This is a genomic window from Leptospira bouyouniensis (assembly GCF_004769525.1).
GTDB lineage: Bacteria > Spirochaetota > Leptospiria > Leptospirales > Leptospiraceae > Leptospira_A > Leptospira_A bouyouniensis.
This window is the reverse complement of the sequence record NZ_RQFT01000010.1, coordinates 279,946-297,825: the sequence shown is the minus strand read 5'-3', so window position 1 is coordinate 297,825 and position 17,880 is coordinate 279,946. Positions and strand designations below refer to the sequence as shown.

Genomic DNA, 17,880 nt, shown 5'->3' with positions numbered 1-17,880 from the left:
AAACCAAGAAAGGTTACCAAAAAGTATTACCCTTCTCCTGACGCATGAACGTTAACCATGTCTTGAAGTCATACCAAAAATATTTCCAGAAAAAATATAATTACTTCTATCATTATACCAAAAAGTAATTATTTTAATTTCTAAACAGATTAATAATTAATTTCATAGTGACAAACGATTTCAATACAAACAGCTTATATCATGCGTTATATTTTAATTTTGTCTCTAATATTCTCATTCGTTTGTAATACCAAAAATTCGGATGAAGATATGCCTTTGGCCGCACTCGCGATTTTAACTACTCAGAACTTAGCTTCCAGTATTTACATTTACTCATTAGGTTCTCCATTAAATGCAGCATTTGGAAACCGGTCCACAACTGATACTTTATGCGCAAATAGAAAATCGTATCCTACTTTGGCTTCACGTAAAACAGGTTCAAGCGCAAAGGCTTTTGTCTCATATTCAAGTTTTGATGAAATCAGAGGATTTCCTGAATCTTACTCCATTCCTGTAAATATTCCTATACGTGCCCCGAACAATGTAATTATAGCAAGTAACTGGCGTGATTTTTTGGATGGGGACTTGGCTATTACTTTGATGTCTGCCAATGTAATACGAGATCCAACCATAGTAAGAATTTGGACTTTTTCAACGCTAAATGGAGCTGTTAATAATACTTTAAATTGTGGAGCAGGTACTTCTACAGTCGGAAACGGTGCATACTGGAATATGTCAAATTTAATTTACACAAGCGACGTTCAAGTATGTAGCAATGCTTCATCTATAGAATTATTATGCTTATCATTTTAACTAAAACTTAATTTAGTCACTACGCATAACAGCGACTTACCGCTTCACTTTGGTACAACGAGTCGCTTGGACTGAGTTAAATTGTATTCTCGTCACACACTTATATGCAGAATCGGCTAAATAACTTTATTCATAAAACAAAAAGGTTAAAATGAAATTCAGAATTTATATACTTTTGATTTTAATTCTAAGTTCCTTGATGATACTTAGCATACATGATTCCATTGTTGATATAATTGAATGGAATAGATTAAAAAAATTCCAAAATTTCAAAAATGTAAAATTTAAATTAAGCATGGTTTCAGAATTGCCAGAGCCTGCACGTCGATTCTTTAAGTTTTCGATTAAAGAAGGAACCCCGCTTTTAACTGTAGCAGAGATAGAAATGAGCGGTAAATTCAGCTTAGGTACAAAAGAAAAACCTAATTATAAAGAAATGAAAGCTTCTCAAATATTAGCATCTCCAGAAGGTTTTATCTGGACTTTACATCTTCCAGGATTAATTCCAATTTCCGGTTCAGACACAGCAAAATGGACTCGATTTAGAATTCTACATTTATTTCCTGTTGCAAGAATGGGTAATGATTTAGACCATACGAAATCTGCTTTTGGACGGTATGTTGCAGAATCTGTATTTTGGACACCTGCAGCTGTATTACCAAACGATCACATAAAGTGGAAACAAATAGATCATGATACCGTCCGAGTCACAATCGAAAAAGATGGATTGTTTCAAGATGTAGACATAAAAGTGAATGAGGAAGGTTGTCCAATTGAAGTTACTTTTCTTAGATGGTCAAATGCTAATGTAAATAAACAATTTCAATTACAACCATTTGGTGGAAAACTTTCGAACTTTAAAGAAGTACAAGGATTTAAAATTCCCTTTCATGTGGAAGCTGCAAACTTGTATGGCACAAAAGATGAATTTTTCTTCTTTAAAGCAGACATTAATAAAATCCAATTTTTGAATCATTAAGGAATCAATATGAAAATTAATAATATAACTAATCTAAATGATCAGACAATATTCTAACTAAAGTTGTATTACATCTCGCGAAAAAAATACCTTCAATATTCAACTAACTTATACCTGAAAACGTTAGATACTTTATTTTGCAAAATATCGATTTAGAAATCACGACTAAAACTAATTCCCTTTTCTCTATACAATTAGATACCATCTCACACTCATCTCCATTTATAAATAGGGCAATCAGTGGTCTTTTCCGTATTTTCCTTTTAAATACACAAAAACTGTTTGGTTATCACAAAAGATAACAATTTCATCTTTTGATACCGGGACTTGTCCAAAACGATTTAGTGAAAGAAATATGCCAGTATAATGTTCTTGAACTGACGCGTGGAAAACATAACTTTCATCATTAAAATTCAATAATGTTGATATCAACCGAATTTTGTACCGATTCCCCTATATTAAAAATTCTTACAATTCAATTATAATGGAAAAGATATTGATTAAAAATTGAAGATTGCAAATAGTTTTTATGAAATAAGTTTCAAATTGAATCTTTCAAGTATGATCAATGAATTATCATTATGATTCCATTTGATTGAAAGTTATTGTTTCAATCATCTAAAAGAAAAAACGATTCTTTTTTTTGATCAATTCATATCATCAATTTTGATATCATTTGGAGCAGGTTTACCTATACCAATTTCCAAGAAATCTTTCAAACTTAATAGAAAAGTAGCCCATTTCATACTGCAATGTGCCGTAAATTCAGACTCATGTTTCCAATCTTTATGACGAAAGTAGAGTATTGTCAACTGAGTTCCATCTGATAGATTTCCTTGATCCAATAAAAAGTGTATATGAGATCCAATCCAATCATCTGGCCCCGATTTACATTCCCACAACAAACCTCTTTGCTCAGATTCTTTTACTTTCATCTCCATTGGATTGCCATGTCCAAATCCAAAAAATATAGAATCACCAACAGAAGAAACACCTGAGGTAAAATTCCCTTCGACATCACTTGTCCACCAATTAGATAAACCAAATTTAGTCGTTAGTGCTCCCATCACTTTCTCTTCAGCTGCTTTTATCCCGATTTTGTGATAAATTCCATTCATATATTTCTCCTTTAAATTTTTCTTAAGCATAACAAATACTTTTATAACAAAATTTTCAAACTATGAATCCATCCAGTCATTTAAACTATCTAGAATGGATGTCCAACCATGGTGATGCATTTTGATTTGTATATCATTGAGAAGTTCTTCTTGGTAAAGCGTTACTAACGTTTGTGATTTTTTATTTGTATTTTTTTTATCAAATGAATTACTGTTTTCTAGTTCTTCAAATGTAATAGTAACTATTGTATCTCTATTTTCAGTAGCCTCGGAACGCCAAGTGAAAACAAGTTTATTGGGTTCATCTATTGTGATGTATTCTCCCTCATGAGGTAAAATTTTTCCATCTAACGACATATTGATTAAAAATTTACCTCCTGGTTTTGGATCAATCGTAACTGACTCTATACCGATCCCATCACCTGATAAAAACCAACGAGAAAAATCATTTGGATTTAGCCATGCTCTGAATAACTTGGTTGCATCAGCGTTAATTTTTTTTTCGATTTTTAGTGACTTTCGATCCATTCTCTTTTTCCTCTATAAATGATTCTAATTTATCCAATTGATTTGTCCAAAAACGTTGGTGGTAATGTATCCAGTCAGTCGCTTCGGAAAGTGTTTGATTTTGTAATTCTAAACGAAAACTTCGCCCATCTTCTATAGCACGGACTTTTCTAACAAGCTGTGCTTCGGTTAGAACTTCTATGTGTTTGGCGACTCCTGCAAAAGTCATCGAAAATGACTCTGCAAGCTCCGAGATACTCAAAGATTCTTTTCGAAGTCTCACGAGCATTTGCCTTCTAGAATTATCTGCCAATGCTGAAAAAACCCGGTCTAAGATTTGCTCTTTCTTTTTTAATTCAACCATTTAGTTGAATATTACAATTCCTATTTTTTAGTCAATTATTATAGTAAATGGTTGAATATAAATTTAATAAAAAAACAGAAAAATTGAGCCCTACAAACAATAGAAGCAATTTGACCCTCAAAAATTGGCTTTTAGTAGCCAATTTGATCATATATAACGAGTTTACAATTTATGAAAGATTATTCAAAATAACCTTTTAGGATCAAATATGAATTGGATTCTTCTTTTTATCGCAGGTCTTTTCGAAGTCGTATTTGCTTTTTGTTTAGGAAAAGCAAAAGATTCAGTTGGAAACCAAACTTATTTTTGGTATTTAGGATTTTTCATTTCACTTTTTTTAAGTATGGGCCTACTCATCAAAGTAACTCAAAGTTTACCAATTGGCACTAGTTATGCAGTATGGACTGGCATAGGCGCAGTAGGAACAATACTTGTTGGAATTTTCTTTTTCGAGGAACCGATAGATTTTTGGAGAGTTTTTTTTCTATGCACGTTAGTATTATCTATTGTAGGTTTGAAATTCGTGTCTCATTAAACTTAGATTATGATAGACAATTCTTCATTCACAATACGTATTCCTATATACTTAGATAATTTACAAAAGTTACTCTTTGATCCAATCAATGTAAAAATCAAGGAAGTTAGAATAGAAAAGGAAAGTTTAGAGTATAATGCTTGCCAAATTGACATTAACCAAAAGATTATCATCTTTAGAAAAGCTAAGATTACTCCAAAAAAAATTGGACAATTTGTCACTTTATGGAAAAGAAATAAAAAAAGTACCATCAAACCATTCACTATTAATGACTCAATTGAACTCTACGTAATTGAAGTTTTGGATAAAACTAAAATCGGTTATTTTCTATTTAACAAACGGATCTTAAATGAAAAAGGAATTTTGTCCGGAAAACATGAAGGGAAACGTGGCTTTCGAGTTTACCCTTCTTGGGATAAACCAATGAACAAACAAGGATTAACCACTCAAAATTGGCAATTACCTTTTTTTATTGAAACGTCTATTGAAAAAATTAACATAGAATCGATAACAAAACATTTAAATTTATTACTAAATTAAAAAAACAAATAGTATCGACTCCCATTCATTAAGTTATATTAAGTTTCTTCAAAATCAATTTACATGTCAAAAATGAACCTACATCTGGAAATACGTTCAGTAGGTCAATTGGTTCACTTTCCAAATTGTTCGAATTCCTTTCCTTTTTCTTAAATGTTAAGTCGATTCAGGTTCGGAAATTTTCTTTACCAATCGATGGAAATAGAAAGAAAGGGTGAATGGGTCAAATTTTTCGCAAATCATTAACAACTCGCCATTTTGATTTAGATTGGAATCGACATGTGACAAGCAGAACCTATGAAAAATTTGGTTATGATGCAAGATGTGAAGCTCTTAAGGAATTAGGTTACTCCATTGAACATATGTTAAATAACGGTATAACTTTTTCTCCCAATAGTTCTTACGTTCGATTTTTAAATCAACAATTTGTAAATTCAGAAATACTGGTGGAAACGGAAGTTTTTACTCTACCCAATTTATCTTTGTTATGGAAACAATCGATGGTTGGTAATGATGGCAAAAGAGCTTGTGAAATTGAATCTATCTCAACTTTACACCAAAATGGTTCCACTCTTATCATAAATTCTATCCCCAAAATACAAAATAATATACAACACCAATTCTCCATCCATCCCAAACCTATCCAACAAAACACGATTGAACATAGATATTATATCCCTTATAGTGATATGAATTGTTTTTGGATTCTACCGGCAGATTCTATATGGAAAATATTCGAAGAAGGAAGGTTTTTATTTTTTAAAGAGATCGTCGATTTAGATCTAATCAAAGAAACAGACTCAACAACGTTCTTTATGGGTGGCGAAATACAAATTTTCCAAGAACCTATGCCAGGTTCTCAGATAAAAATATTGAGTTGGATTGAAAGTTTTGAAAAAATTAGATTTTATTTTCGACAAGATCTCATAGATGAACAAGGAAACTTGTTAGCCAGTATGAAGGATGAACAACTATTTGTTTCTTTATCAAACTCTCGGCCAAAAAGAGCCCCATCAGCTTTTTTTGATAAAATCGAAAGATTTATTGAATAAACGGTATTTTAGTTTTTAAAACTTTTTCTTCATCTTCCGTTAGTTCTCGGTAACTTCCTATAACTAGTGTCTTATCTAATTCAATATTACCCATTTTGACACGTTTTAGATATTCAACTTCTTTACCTAAACTTTGGAACATTCGGCGAATTTGTCTGTATTTACCTTCTCTTAACCAAACAGTTACTATATGAGGCTTTGAATTATCAGGCACGGCAAGTCGAGCTGGTAAAGTTTTATAACCATCATCCAAAACTATACCAGTTTCAAATTGTTTAATGTCTTCAATAGTAACAGCTTCTGAAATTTCTGCATAATATTCCTTTTCTACAAAATGTTTTGGAGATGTATAATAGTGGGCCAAAGTACCATCCGTTGTAAAAAGTAATAAACCTTCTGTTTCTTTATCCAACCTACCAATCGGAAACAAATTCATATTCCGATGCCTTTCACTTAAATAGTCCATAACGGTTTTTTCCTTTGGATCTTCTGTTGCGGTGATACAATCGGGAGCCTTATTCATCATAAAATAATAAAATTCTTTGCGAAACAACGTTTCATCATGAAAAACAACAGTATCAGTTAAAGCAATTTTGAATCCAGGATCCTTTATAACAATTCCATTCACTTTTACATTCCCTTGGTAAATTTCCTTTTTTACATCGGATCGGGTTCCTAAACCATAATTACCAAGGACTTTATCCAATCTTTCCTTTGCCATATACGATTCACATTGAAACGATTTGTCTCAAATTGGGAAAGAGGATTTCGATGATTTCCTAGAAATTTAATAAAAAAAGCTATCGATTGATAATGAGAAAAACAATCTAACCAGTATGTTTGATGCTTTTTTTCGTATCGTTCAATCATCTAAAGTTGCATTTCACTTAGCATACAAAAGTTCCCCGATTCTCACTTTTCTCATCTCGGTGCTAACAATATTAAATGGATTATTTCCATCTTCATTAGTTTGGATTGGTAAACTCATCATTGACTCAATTTTAAATTCGAAAATTGAGTCAAACCTTTGGATCGATTTGTTAAAGTCAGATACAGCAACTTATGTTTATCTGGAAGGTATCATCACTATCATTTATTTTGGATCTCAAAAACTATATTTTTTATGTACAACTTTACTTCGAATCAGACTTGGACAAGAAGTAAATGAACGTATTCTATCAAAGGCAATTACATTAGAACTCACCCAATTTGAAAATTCAGAAACTTATGATCAAATGACTCAAGCTAGATCAGAAGCTTCATCTAAACCACTATCGATGGTGAATCGTTTTTTTACAATTATCCAATCTTCAATTACGATTATCAGTTTTTTTGGATTACTAGTAAAATTATCTCCAATTGCCTCAATAATCCTAATCATTGCTGCGATACCTACTTTCATTGCAGAGACCCGATTTTCAAATCATAGTTTTCGACTTTTCCGATGGAAAGCTAAGGAAACGCGAGAACAAGTATATTTAGAAACATTAATGGCAAGAGAAGATAATGCAAAAGAGATTTTATTATTTAATCTAGGAAAAGAATTTTTAAATCGATACAAAAACAATTTTCAAAAAATTTACCTTGAAGATAAAAAACTAACAATCAGAAAAAGTATTGTCAGCTTTTTGTTAGGTTTGATCAGCCAATTTGCATTTTATGGATCTTATATTTGGATCGTGAGCCTTGCTTTACAAAATAAAATCACCCTTGGTGAAATGACTATGTATTTAGTCATTTTTCGCCAAGGCCAAACTACCTTTGCCAACGCACTCTCTGCTTTTGGCGGAATCTATGAAGACCATTTATACATTGAAAATTTAATGGAATTTTTAACTCTCCCCATTCTTAAAAAAAATGGTACATATAAAAATCTTAACACCAAAACTGGAATAATTTTTGATAAAGTTTCCTTTTTATATCCAGGTTCAACTCAAGATTCACTAACTGATGTTAGTTTTGAATTAGGTGCTGGCGAAAAATTGGCAATCGTTGGTGAAAATGGTTCAGGAAAAACTACCTTAATCAAATTATTAACGAGGTTGTATTCCCCAACTTCTGGATCTATTTATTTGGATGGTATCAATTTATTGGATTGGGAAGAAGAAACTTTAAAAGAACGATTTGGAGTCATCTTTCAAAATTTTGTTCAGTATCAATTCAAAGTGGGTGACAACATTGGGATGGGAGATGTCAAACAGGTACAGACAGAATCCCAATGGATTAGCGCTGCAAAATTAGGAATGGCGCATGATTTTGTAACACGATTAGATTTAGGATACCAAACTAGACTGGGAAAGTGGTTCCAAGATGGAAGGGAGTTATCAGGTGGCCAATGGCAAAAAATCGCTTTATCTCGTGCATTTATGCGAACGGAAGCAGATATATTGATCTTAGACGAACCGACTTCTGCTATCGACGCGGAAGCCGAAATGAAAGTATTTGAACATTTTAGAGAACATACAATGGGAAAAACGGTCATACTGATATCACATCGATTTTCAACTGTACGGATGGCTGATAAAATATTAGTTTTGGAACAAGGTAAAAAAACGGAATGGGGTGATCATGAAACCCTACTGTCCAAAAAAGGGAAATACGAGAAACTATTTCGTTTGCAACAAGCGGGATATCAATAAGAGTAAAAGAGACTCCGATATTCATAATAGACCAAAATCTGATTTAAGGATGGCATAAGAATGGATGACAAATATTCAAACTTGGGGATGCGAAAACTCAAAGAACTCATTGATTCTTTTGGCGAAAGATCAAAAGAAATTGGTTCCGTTGCATCCTCCATCCAACAAGTTGCCAAACAAACCAACTTACTGGCATTAAATGCATCAATCGAAGCCGCAAGAGCAGGAGAACATGGTCGTGGATTCGAAATCGTTGCAAACGAGGTAACAAAACTATCATTTCAAACATCAGAAGCTACAAAAAAAATATCGGAAATTTTATCTAGAATCAATTTAGAAAACTCAGAAGCGAATGCTGATGTATTAGAAATGGAAAAACAATCCATCATCGAATTCGCTGAATTATGGACAAACAATATTGCCAAAGAACTTGAATCAAAATTTTATATCATGGCTACTTCGTTATATGGTCTAAAATTTTTGATGCAAAGTTTGGTCCATGCCAATATTGGCATGAAACGAGAGCACCTTCTTCTCATTTTACAAGAATACCTAATACAAAACGAACAACAATTAGCTTATGCAATATGTTGCGAACCAAATGTGATTGATGAAAATGATCAGAATTATGCTTCGAAAGAAGGGCATGATTCTAAGGGAAGATTTGTACCTTATTGTCATAGACATACCGGTCGAATTTCGATTGAACCTTTACAAGGTTATGATGTGCCAGGAGAGAATGAATGGTATGTCTTACCTCGTGATTTAGGTGAAGATGTGATGATGGAACCTTATGATTATCCAATCGAGGGAAAAACAGTTAAGATGACAAGTCTTATGACAAATTTATACCTACACTCAAAATTTGCAGGAATTTTAGGGGCAGATTTTTCTCTTGAACAATTACAGAAAGAATTATCTCCGAATAAATTGTTTGGTGTAGGAAGCACCTCGTTAGTTAGTTACGAAGGAAATTTTGCATCTCATCCAGAAATTGAAAAATTAGGAATGAAAGTTGAGAATCTCCCGAATGAAGGTCTAATGGCAATCCAAAAAGGTGATAGTTTTACGCATATCGATCCAAACCAAATGGTCAAAATATTAAAACCTGTTCGAATTGGCCAAAGTAAACGTCCGTGGAGTATCCTTGTAGAATTTAATATTATTTCTGTTTTAAAAAAGTAAATCGTCTAATGGTTAATGGAAAATTCACAAGAAGAACAATTGGAATCTCAGATTGTCACTTTGTACAAAGAGAAAGAGGAACTTGAATCAGAAATAGGTTCCTCTGATATTGATTTGATCATTAAAGAATTTGAATCATTAGAAAAAGAATTGAGTTATTTATATTCCTTTAAAGAAAACTACAGAAAAGTTCCAACAAATTCCATTCAAATTGAATCGATTCGTGCAGCTTACATTCCGAATCACAGATTCCATAAAAATAATACTAGGTAAGGAATTCATATGGAATTAATGATTATTAAGGAAAAACTCACTAGTCCGTCCTTTATAAGGTCGGTAACAGAAAACATTGAAGATTGGATAATTGGTTTTTCACAACAAGATCAAAACAAAAAAAATATTCAATCTTGGTTCGATTCTGTCATTCATCAATTCATCTATATTCTGGATGATGTTGAAGTGAAGGAAGAATTGAGTGTATTACTTTTTTCAAAATATGTTGAACTTAAATGTTATTGGAAACAGCTAAATACACAAATCCAATATCAAAATTTTAATAAAGGGGAAGCAGATCCGGAACTAATCATAAAGGCATCCTTAACAACATATATATTAATTGCATTAGAACCTATGATCCATGATGAAGACTTAAATGAGATACAAGAGTTTTTGACAAAACCAATCCGGGAATTAATTTTAGAAGAATCTTCAACGGAGAATCATCAAAATCCTTCTGAAGATTCACAATTGTATCTTTTAGAACAACAGCTTCATGCCCTTTATTACGACAAGGAGAAACTCTTACATCGTTTGCATTGCAACGATGTAAAGGATGTAATTGAACTCATTAAAAATATGCGAGAACAAATAAAGGACCTACAGTCAGAAATGGAACATTCCTGTGTTTTGGATGGCCAGATTCGATTCACTGGGAAACGTAAGATAAGAATTCAAAAAATCTAAATCCAAAGAGAGTTGCTTACCCAAATGTTCCTAAAATTCTGGTTTTATGGACGTAGATTCTTTAATTCGTGAGTTAAAATCACTTTTAGATTCACCTAAGGATCTCGTCACAATCCCTGAAGAGAAACGACTGGAACTTATGATTCTCTGTGGCAAAATTTCAAGACCAGATAGAATCGAAGTTCGTAAACGAAATCGTACGGTTCGCCTTGAAAAAAAACAGGCATTAAAAACTCAGGAGAAACAAAAAACTTCTTTAACTGGCATTAGACGAGCTAGGGAATCTGCGGTATTTAAAGCACCATTACAAATTTCCAACTCTGCCGGTTGGACCTATGACAACGCAACAGAATTGTCACAACCAAAGCCATGTTACATATGTAAAACTCCCTTCACCAAACTTCATTTTTTTTATGACTCGATGTGTCCCAATTGTGCAGAACTTAATTACTCGAAACGATATCAAACTGCGGATTTAAGGGGAACGGTTGCAGTCATCACTGGCTCTCGATTAAAAATTGGATACCAAGCTACCTTACTTTTGTTACGCGCTGGTGCCAGAGTGATAGCAACAACAAGGTTTCCGATAGATTCAGCTGTCCGATTTTCTAAGGAATCTGATTTTGGATTATGGAAAGACCGTTTACAAATATTTGGATTGGATTTACGACATACACCAAGCGTCGAAATTTTTTGTAAATTTTTAGAAAACCACCTTGAACGATTAGATATCCTCATCAATAATGCAGCACAAACTGTAAGAAGACCACCTGGCTTTTATTCCCATTTACTCGAAACAGAAAAAACTCCGATCTCTGATTTACCTAGTGAAGTTCAGAAACTTCTTAGTTTTTACCAGCATTGTAAAAATGAACTAGATACTTACCGTTCCGATTCAGAAATGAAAGACACAGCAACTGCACTTGCAGTGAGTTGGAATCATAAAACGCCAGGTGTTGGAATACGTTCTTCTGCTGCTTTATCACAAATCCCCTATTCCCATGATAATTCACATGAACTCGAAGCAGTATTCCCTGAAGGAAAACTAGATGCGGATTTACAACAAGTGGATCTTCGCAAAACTAATAGTTGGCGATTAAAACTTGGTGAAATTAATACTTCAGAAATGTTGGAAGTGCAACTTGTCAATGCAGTGGCACCTTTTGTTTTATGCAACCGATTGGTAAGCCTTATGCGTAAGGACAATACAGGTAAAAAACATATCATCAATGTCTCTGCAATGGAAGGAAAATTTCATAGGTTTAAAAAGGAAGATCGCCACCCCCATACCAATATGGCAAAAGCTGCTCTCAATATGATGACTCATACGTCAGCAGAAGACTTTGCAAAAGATGGCATATTCATGAATGCAGTGGATACAGGTTGGGTGACAGATGAAGACCCGATTGAACTCGCAAAACGCAAACAGGACCTTCATGATTTCCAACCTCCACTTGATATTGTGGACGGTGCCGCTAGAGTTGTTGATCCTTTGTTTGATGGAGTCAATACTGGCAAACATTGGATCGGTAAATTCTTAAAAGATTATTTTCCTATTGACTGGTAAACAAATCACCATTCAATTTCACATAATTTAAAATATCAAACTACCTTTGTATAAAGGGAAAGAATCAATTTGAATAGTGATTGTATTCAAATACTATTGAGATCGGAATACAACTAATTTGGTTTTGCATTTGCAAATAAAGTTGCAGGTGAATAACCAAAACTTTGTGGCACCTCTATCCCAAACGACTTTAGTAAAAAACCAATAATCGCAAAGTGATGAACTGTATGAGAAACTAAAAACATCAGTTCTCGCTCCACACTGGAACCTACGATAGGTTTTGGATATTTAGGATCATAATTTTGCGAAATAGTAAGGGGACCAAGAGGAAACTCTTTTTCTTCAAATAACAAAACGAGACTTTTTAACGAATCAATGGCACTCAAACGATTGGATTGCAAAACCAAATCCCGTTTTCTTTTGTCATAATCGATATAACCATTGTTTATACCTTCTATAAACAAATGGTAGTGTTCGATGATGTGGCGAAAGTGTTCCCCAGTAGAAGAAGAATTCTCATGCATTTTTATTAAATATATCTCATCCGTTAAAGTTTCTAAAAGAGAAACTCCCTGTTTCAAAAGCAGGATATGATCGCGGAACCAAAAAGACATTTAACCAAGTTTAGACAGAATTTGTTTGTTTAATAAAGAGGAAATTATCCGAAAGCGAATAAAAAAAATTCAAATCAGAAAAAAGAAATTGGAAACATTAAAAATTACCAACTGGGATTGAAATAGTTCCCTTTAGAAAAATTATTATATTTCCCATCCAAAATTATTTTTCTGGAAAATTACAAATTTAATACATTGACTGACTAGTCAGTATCTTTGTTTATGGACTAGAGTGGCATTTATGGTTTACTTTCTTTTTGTATTGTTACTGTTCATTTTTGGAGCTTTACTCGGCTCGCCAGATGCCCCATTCCCTCAAGGGGATGAAATCATGCACATTCGTTCCATACGCGAAAGTTTGGAAAATGGTAGTTACCTTATTCCAAGTTTATCAGGTTTGCCAAACCCTTACAAACCTCCGCTGCTATTCTGGTTGGGAATGATTACAGACCAAATTTTTGGAGTGAGTTATGCTTCAGAACGTATGGTTTCTGTTTTATTTGGAATTGGTAGTTTAATACTCATTTACAATTTGGTATATCTCATTCGTAATTCCAAAACAGAATCATTACTGACCGCGACTTTATTTGGTTTTTCCTTTTTATCGTTGAAGTTTTTTGGACTTCTGATGATGGAAGGAGCGATGGTTTTCTTTTTGCTTTTCTACTTTTATTCTTTCTATCAGTATAAAAGAACCGATAAAGCTCATTATCTGCTCATAGGAAGTTTTATATCAGGCATTGGTTATTTATTAAAAGGACCAATCCTACATGTTTATATTTTATTATTTCTCGTAAGTTATTTTTACGTAAACGTGATTCGGTTTCGAAATGGAAAACTTACAATCCTATGGAATCGAATCATCAAAGAAAAATTCATTATTGTTTCGTTTGTATTCACTCTTCTGATACCAATTTTTTGGATTTTATATTTATATTTCAATGTCCCTTCGGGAAAAGATCTCCTTCGATTTTTCTTTATCACTGAAAACATAGGTAAATTTTATGCAACAAACCAATCAGGTATTCGCATATGGTTTGGCTGGCTTTTGTATACGGTTCCTTTTACGATTGTGTTTTTCCAATTGATTTCAAAGTACATTCAAAAACAAATCCAAACAAAACACCAAAGTTATGTAATAACGTTCTTCGTATTTTTTCTTTTGGTCACTACTTTGCACCTTCTCCCAAACAGAAAAGATCCTTATTATGTAACTCCATTCATCAGTTTTTTATTCTTACTTCCCCCAATGTTAAATGTAAAATGGGAATCACTCCTTACGACAAATACGAATCAATTTACAATTTTGATTGCCTATTTTCTTTTAACACTTATATCGATCATCCTTCGATTACCTTTTCTCTTTATATTTTCAATTTTGGGAATTTTAATGTTAACCAGCTCTATTTGGTTTTTCCAAAACAAAAACTTCAAATGGAGAGCTATTTTATTTGCACAAATCTTTCTCCTCCCACTGATAATATTCTTTCTATTGAAGCCAATGTCAGACCCCGACTTAAAAGAAGTAACAAATGGAGTTGAAAACAATTCCATTTGTGTGGTTGCCGAAAATCCATGGACTGCAATGGACGTACAAAACAAATTAATTGATACAAAGGTACAATTTGCACTTCCCTTAACAATTGAAGAAAACTGCAGAAATACAAAATATCTAATTAATTATGTGGGTGCAACACTACCAAAAGATTTTGAAAAAGTTAACGATTGGTATCATTGGAAACAACACTTACAATTGAATTCTAGAATGTTGTTTCGATCTATCTTAAAGATGGATAAAGAGAAATTTCAATCAGAAATTTCATTGTGGAAAAAAGGAGGTCTCAAATGAAAAAATATGGGATCCTTGTCCTACTCTTATTCTCAGTGACGATTTGGGATTTGTCAAAAAATAACCTTCCTAAATTTGGACAGAAAGTATCCTCAAGTGAAGCACCACAATGTAAATATATGTGTGAGAAGATGAATCGTTGTTTGAGTGAAGAACAAAAAAAACAACAAGATCCGAAACTTCTACAATTCGCCTGCGAAATCCTCTGTACAAAACAATACCAATTGTTCGATGGATGTTCTAGTTCTATTCTCAATTCCTGCCAAGCAGGAGAAACCTGTATTAAAAATTTAACAAAGGGGCTTTTTTAATTAATAAAAAGTTGAATGACCGGTCATGAAAGATTTAACAAGTATAATACTCCCTACTTATAATGAAGCAGGTAATATAAGAAACTGCATTGAAACAATAACCAATATCTTAGAGAAAGCATCTCTTCCCTTTGAAATTATCATCGTAGACGATAACTCTCCCGATGGGACATTCGAAGTCGCAAAAGTATTGGCCAAATATGATACACGAATCAAACCTTTTGTTCGAACCACAGAAAAGGGTTTAAGTTCTGCTGTTACTTTTGGTTACGACAAAGCTTCTGGTGTTCAGTTTGTTGTCGTAGATGCAGATTTCCAACATGACTACTCTAAAATTCCAGATGTAATTCGTTTACTAAAAGAAAACGATATCGTTGTCGCAACACGACGAAGCCAAGATGGAGGTTATGGAAATTTTCCAATCCTACGTAAGTTCGCAAGTTTATTTGCAACAAAGATTTCTGAATGGTTATTCCCCGTCAAAATTTCAGATCCTATGAGTGGTTTCTTTGGTATTTCAAAATCGATTTATTTGGATACAAAGGATAAAATCCACCCTCGTGGTTACAAAATTTTATTTGAAATATTAGGTGTGGTTAAAACAGACAAAATCGCGGAGATTGGATATACATTCGGTTTACGTACCTGGGGTCATTCCAAATTGGATTCAGGTGTAATCTTTTATTTTCTTTGGGATTTGATTTCAATCAAGTGGCACCAATGGAAAGAGTCACACCGTTTATTTTTTGGATCCAAAGGAAGAAATTCCCATATCCATCCCTAACGGAACTTTAGTGAAATGATCAAAAAAACAAGATCCAAATCAAAAACTTTACCGTCATTTTTTTGGATGAAGCCTAAGGTATTTTGATTGGATTCCGTAGATCTTTCTGTGAGGGTCAAAATGGTTACGGAATTAACAAGAGAGAAAAGTTACCGAATTCAAAGCAATCGTTTAGATTTATATTCAGCCCAAGGTTTAGAAGAAGACATGACAAAACTTTTTCTTGCAGGAGAAAGTTTGATCTATCTAGACTTTTCAAATGTAGAAGAAGTTTCCTCTGCCGTTTTAGGATTACTTTTATACAAAAAAGTAATGTTTAAAAAACAAGGAGTGCGGCTTTTCCTTATCAATGTAAAACCGCAGATCCAAAAAATCTTAAAAATTCTAAATTTAAGAGATCACTTACTTCTTTGAGGATTTATTCTCTAAGATTTCAAATATCAAACCTGAATGTGCAGGTAAGCGAAAAATTTCACCATCCACAGCGGCACCACCAAAGGCATACATAGGTTTCCCTTTTTCTTTTTGAAACAAACTCTCTTCTTTGTCTCCAAAGTTCAAATACACAATGATTGTGTGTTTCTGATTGGTTCGTTTGAAACACAATACATCTTCATGATCCGTAGGAATTGTCTCGAGACTCCCTTCTCGAATCACATCATATTTTTTACGCAAATGAAAAAGTGTTTGGTAGTGATTCCATAAAGAATTCGGATCATTTTTTTGACTCTTGACAGTATTTTCCTTCACAATCGTTCCAACGGGTAACCATGGATTTCCATCGGTGAAACCACCATTGTTTGAATCATCCCATAACATAGGTAAACGACAATTATCTCGATTGATGTAAATACCAAGTAAGTTCGATAGAAACAAAGGAACAAATCGATTCATTTTTGCGATAGGATCTTTTCCGGAAAAATTCGAGATTCGACCTTCTTTCAATCCAATTTCTTCACCATAGTATACAATTGGAACTCCCCTTGCCATAAATTGGAAACAAACCAGTAGTTTTGCTTTTCGTATATCTCCACCTAACCGATCTATGTAACGCCTTTGGTCATGGTTCCCTAAAACATAGGTTGGAGTGTATGGATTTGGAAAAATGGATTCATTTTTCTCGAGTAAGTTTTTAAAAAACTTTGCCTTGTATTTAAAATGAATGAGTTCGAACTGAAATACTAAATTAAGTCCATCAGCTTTCTCTCCTAAAAAAGATTTGAGAACATTGTCAGAACCACTCACTTCTCCAATGAGAAATGGTTTTTGTTTGTATTTCGAAATATGTTTCCTTACTTCTTTAGCAAATGAAAAAGATTCAGGAAGATTAAGGTTAAATTGTTTTTTCTGGAAGAACGCCTCATCGTGGTTATCTGGTGTTGGAAAAAATCGTAAGCTAAATGGATTATCACGGAAATTTTCATCTTTATAAATAGAATTGAAGATATCCAGGCGAAATCCATCCACTCCCTTTTTTAGCCAGAAATCAAGAACTCCAAACATGGCCTGTTTGACCTTTGGATTTCGATAATTGAGATCGGGTTGGAAGGATAAAAAATTACTATAATAGTATTCTTGAGTATTTGGATCATAATTCCATCCTGATTTCCCAACCATTGAGATCCAATTATTGGGAGTTTTTTTAGTACCTTTTCTCCAAATGTAAAAATCGCGTTTTGGACTATTTGTCGATGATTTCGAATCCAAAAACCATGGGTGTTTGTCTGAGGTATGATTCATCACCATATCAAGGACCACTCGCATCTTACGTTTATGGATTTCTTTTATGAGACGGTCACAATCTTCCATTGTTCCAAACCGTGGATCAATGGAGGTATAGTCAGAAATATCATAACCGAAATCTTCGCCAGGACTCTTGTAAAATGGAGAAAACCAAATGGTTTCCACTCCTAAATCTTGGATCTCATCCAAACGTCTGAGAATTCCCTTTAAATCACCAATCCCGTCCCCGTTCGAATCCTGAAACGACCAAGGGTAAATTTGATAAATTGAAGTTTGTTTCCACCATTCCATCTTGTTTTCCATTACTTTTCTAAAAC

General features: G+C 33.4%; 20 protein-coding genes and 1 pseudogene. 15 read left to right on the top strand and 6 right to left on the bottom strand.

Features of this window, described 5'->3' with window-relative positions; genetic code table 11:
- The first annotated feature begins 201 nt into the window (after window positions 1–201).
- Both EHQ43_RS11645 and EHQ43_RS11640 read left to right on the top strand, forming a co-directional pair.
- Window positions 202–813, top strand: coding sequence for a hypothetical protein (locus EHQ43_RS11645; protein ID WP_135771275.1), 612 nt, complete (start codon window positions 202–204; stop codon window positions 811–813).
- A gap of 175 nt (window positions 814–988) precedes the next feature.
- The gene (locus tag EHQ43_RS11640) at window positions 989–1,792 is read left to right on the top strand and encodes a DUF6544 family protein (RefSeq protein WP_208731025.1); all 804 of its coding nucleotides are present in this window, start codon (window positions 989–991) and stop codon (window positions 1,790–1,792) included.
- A 647-nt stretch (window positions 1,793–2,439) separates the two neighbouring features.
- Here EHQ43_RS11640 and EHQ43_RS11635 read toward each other — a convergent pair.
- From EHQ43_RS11635 to EHQ43_RS11625, 3 genes are read right to left on the bottom strand one after another with little or no spacing between them, the layout of a single operon-like run.
- On the bottom strand, window positions 2,440–2,910 hold the full coding sequence (locus tag EHQ43_RS11635; RefSeq protein WP_135752914.1) for an SRPBCC family protein: 471 nt from the start codon (window positions 2,908–2,910) through the stop codon (window positions 2,440–2,442).
- Window positions 2,911–2,970: 60 nt separating this feature from the next.
- Window positions 2,971–3,438: an SRPBCC family protein gene (locus EHQ43_RS11630; RefSeq protein WP_135743071.1), complete on the bottom strand. Its 468-nt coding sequence runs from the start codon at window positions 3,436–3,438 to the stop codon at window positions 2,971–2,973.
- A complete protein-coding gene (locus tag EHQ43_RS11625) occupies window positions 3,401–3,781 on the bottom strand; it encodes an ArsR/SmtB family transcription factor (protein ID WP_135771273.1) in 381 nt (126 codons plus the stop codon). The genes EHQ43_RS11630 and EHQ43_RS11625 overlap by 38 nt, the downstream gene beginning before the upstream one ends.
- Window positions 3,782–3,989: 208 nt before the next feature.
- On the opposite strand from EHQ43_RS11625, the gene EHQ43_RS11620 reads away from it, so the two are divergent.
- The 3 genes from EHQ43_RS11620 (at window position 3,990) to EHQ43_RS11610 (ending at window position 5,908) form a co-directional block, all read left to right on the top strand.
- Entirely contained in the window at window positions 3,990–4,316 is a 327-nt protein-coding gene (locus tag EHQ43_RS11620; protein ID WP_135743069.1) for a DMT family transporter, read from the top strand.
- A 9-nt stretch (window positions 4,317–4,325) separates the two neighbouring features.
- Window positions 4,326–4,856: a MepB family protein gene (locus EHQ43_RS11615; RefSeq protein ID WP_135771272.1), complete on the top strand. Its 531-nt coding sequence runs from the start codon at window positions 4,326–4,328 to the stop codon at window positions 4,854–4,856.
- Between the two features lie 218 nt (window positions 4,857–5,074).
- Window positions 5,075–5,908 carry an acyl-[acyl-carrier-protein] thioesterase gene (locus EHQ43_RS11610; protein ID WP_135743067.1) on the top strand — a complete coding sequence of 278 codons (834 nt, stop codon included), beginning with the start codon at window positions 5,075–5,077 and terminating at the stop codon, window positions 5,906–5,908.
- Here the strand turns inward: EHQ43_RS11610 and EHQ43_RS11605 are convergent.
- Window positions 5,898–6,629, bottom strand: coding sequence for a pseudouridine synthase (locus tag EHQ43_RS11605; protein ID WP_135743066.1), 732 nt, complete (start codon window positions 6,627–6,629; stop codon window positions 5,898–5,900). The genes EHQ43_RS11610 and EHQ43_RS11605 overlap by 11 nt on opposite strands.
- Before the next feature lie 115 nt (window positions 6,630–6,744).
- Between EHQ43_RS11605 and EHQ43_RS11600 the strand changes: the two genes are divergently transcribed.
- The 6 genes and pseudogenes from EHQ43_RS11600 to EHQ43_RS11580 all read left to right on the top strand — a co-directional run bounded on the left by EHQ43_RS11600 (window position 6,745) and on the right by EHQ43_RS11580 (window position 12,262).
- Window positions 6,745–8,547, top strand: coding sequence for an ABC transporter ATP-binding protein (locus EHQ43_RS11600; protein WP_135752919.1), 1,803 nt, complete (start codon window positions 6,745–6,747; stop codon window positions 8,545–8,547).
- Window positions 8,548–8,607: 60 nt separating this feature from the next.
- Window positions 8,608–8,871, top strand: a pseudogene (locus EHQ43_RS19900) (methyl-accepting chemotaxis protein); the annotation flags it as partial.
- Between the two features lie 45 nt (window positions 8,872–8,916).
- Window positions 8,917–9,732 carry a PDC sensor domain-containing protein gene (locus tag EHQ43_RS11595; RefSeq protein WP_476737594.1) on the top strand — a complete coding sequence of 272 codons (816 nt, stop codon included), beginning with the start codon at window positions 8,917–8,919 and terminating at the stop codon, window positions 9,730–9,732.
- Between the two features lie 15 nt (window positions 9,733–9,747).
- Window positions 9,748–10,005: a hypothetical protein gene (locus tag EHQ43_RS11590; protein ID WP_135771270.1), complete on the top strand. Its 258-nt coding sequence runs from the start codon at window positions 9,748–9,750 to the stop codon at window positions 10,003–10,005.
- 9 nt (window positions 10,006–10,014) lie between these two features.
- On the top strand, window positions 10,015–10,695 hold the full coding sequence (locus EHQ43_RS11585) for a hypothetical protein (protein ID WP_135771269.1): 681 nt from the start codon (window positions 10,015–10,017) through the stop codon (window positions 10,693–10,695).
- Window positions 10,696–10,741: 46 nt separating this feature from the next.
- Complete coding sequence (locus EHQ43_RS11580; protein ID WP_135771268.1) at window positions 10,742–12,262, top strand: SDR family oxidoreductase; 1,521 nt, start codon at window positions 10,742–10,744, stop codon at window positions 12,260–12,262.
- Between the two features lie 113 nt (window positions 12,263–12,375).
- Here EHQ43_RS11580 and EHQ43_RS11575 read toward each other — a convergent pair whose 3' ends face one another.
- Window positions 12,376–12,876: a DinB family protein gene (locus EHQ43_RS11575; protein ID WP_135771267.1), complete on the bottom strand. Its 501-nt coding sequence runs from the start codon at window positions 12,874–12,876 to the stop codon at window positions 12,376–12,378.
- Between the two features lie 241 nt (window positions 12,877–13,117).
- On the opposite strand from EHQ43_RS11575, the gene EHQ43_RS11570 reads away from it, so the two are divergent.
- The 4 genes from EHQ43_RS11570 to EHQ43_RS11555 all read left to right on the top strand — a co-directional run bounded on the left by EHQ43_RS11570 (window position 13,118) and on the right by EHQ43_RS11555 (window position 16,234).
- The gene (locus EHQ43_RS11570; protein ID WP_135771266.1) at window positions 13,118–14,725 is read left to right on the top strand and encodes an ArnT family glycosyltransferase; all 1,608 of its coding nucleotides are present in this window, start codon (window positions 13,118–13,120) and stop codon (window positions 14,723–14,725) included.
- Window positions 14,722–15,036: a hypothetical protein gene (locus tag EHQ43_RS11565; RefSeq protein WP_135743058.1), complete on the top strand. Its 315-nt coding sequence runs from the start codon at window positions 14,722–14,724 to the stop codon at window positions 15,034–15,036. The genes EHQ43_RS11570 and EHQ43_RS11565 overlap by 4 nt, the downstream gene beginning before the upstream one ends.
- 25 nt (window positions 15,037–15,061) lie before the next feature.
- Window positions 15,062–15,820 carry a polyprenol monophosphomannose synthase gene (locus EHQ43_RS11560; protein WP_135771265.1) on the top strand — a complete coding sequence of 253 codons (759 nt, stop codon included), beginning with the start codon at window positions 15,062–15,064 and terminating at the stop codon, window positions 15,818–15,820.
- A gap of 120 nt (window positions 15,821–15,940) precedes the next feature.
- On the top strand, window positions 15,941–16,234 hold the full coding sequence (locus tag EHQ43_RS11555; RefSeq protein WP_135743056.1) for an STAS domain-containing protein: 294 nt from the start codon (window positions 15,941–15,943) through the stop codon (window positions 16,232–16,234).
- Here EHQ43_RS11555 and EHQ43_RS11550 read toward each other — a convergent pair.
- Entirely contained in the window at window positions 16,223–17,866 is a 1,644-nt protein-coding gene (locus tag EHQ43_RS11550) for an alpha-glucosidase (RefSeq protein WP_208731023.1), read from the bottom strand. The two genes, EHQ43_RS11555 and EHQ43_RS11550, sit on opposite strands and share 12 nt — an antisense overlap.
- Between the last annotated feature and the right edge of the window lie 14 nt (window positions 17,867–17,880).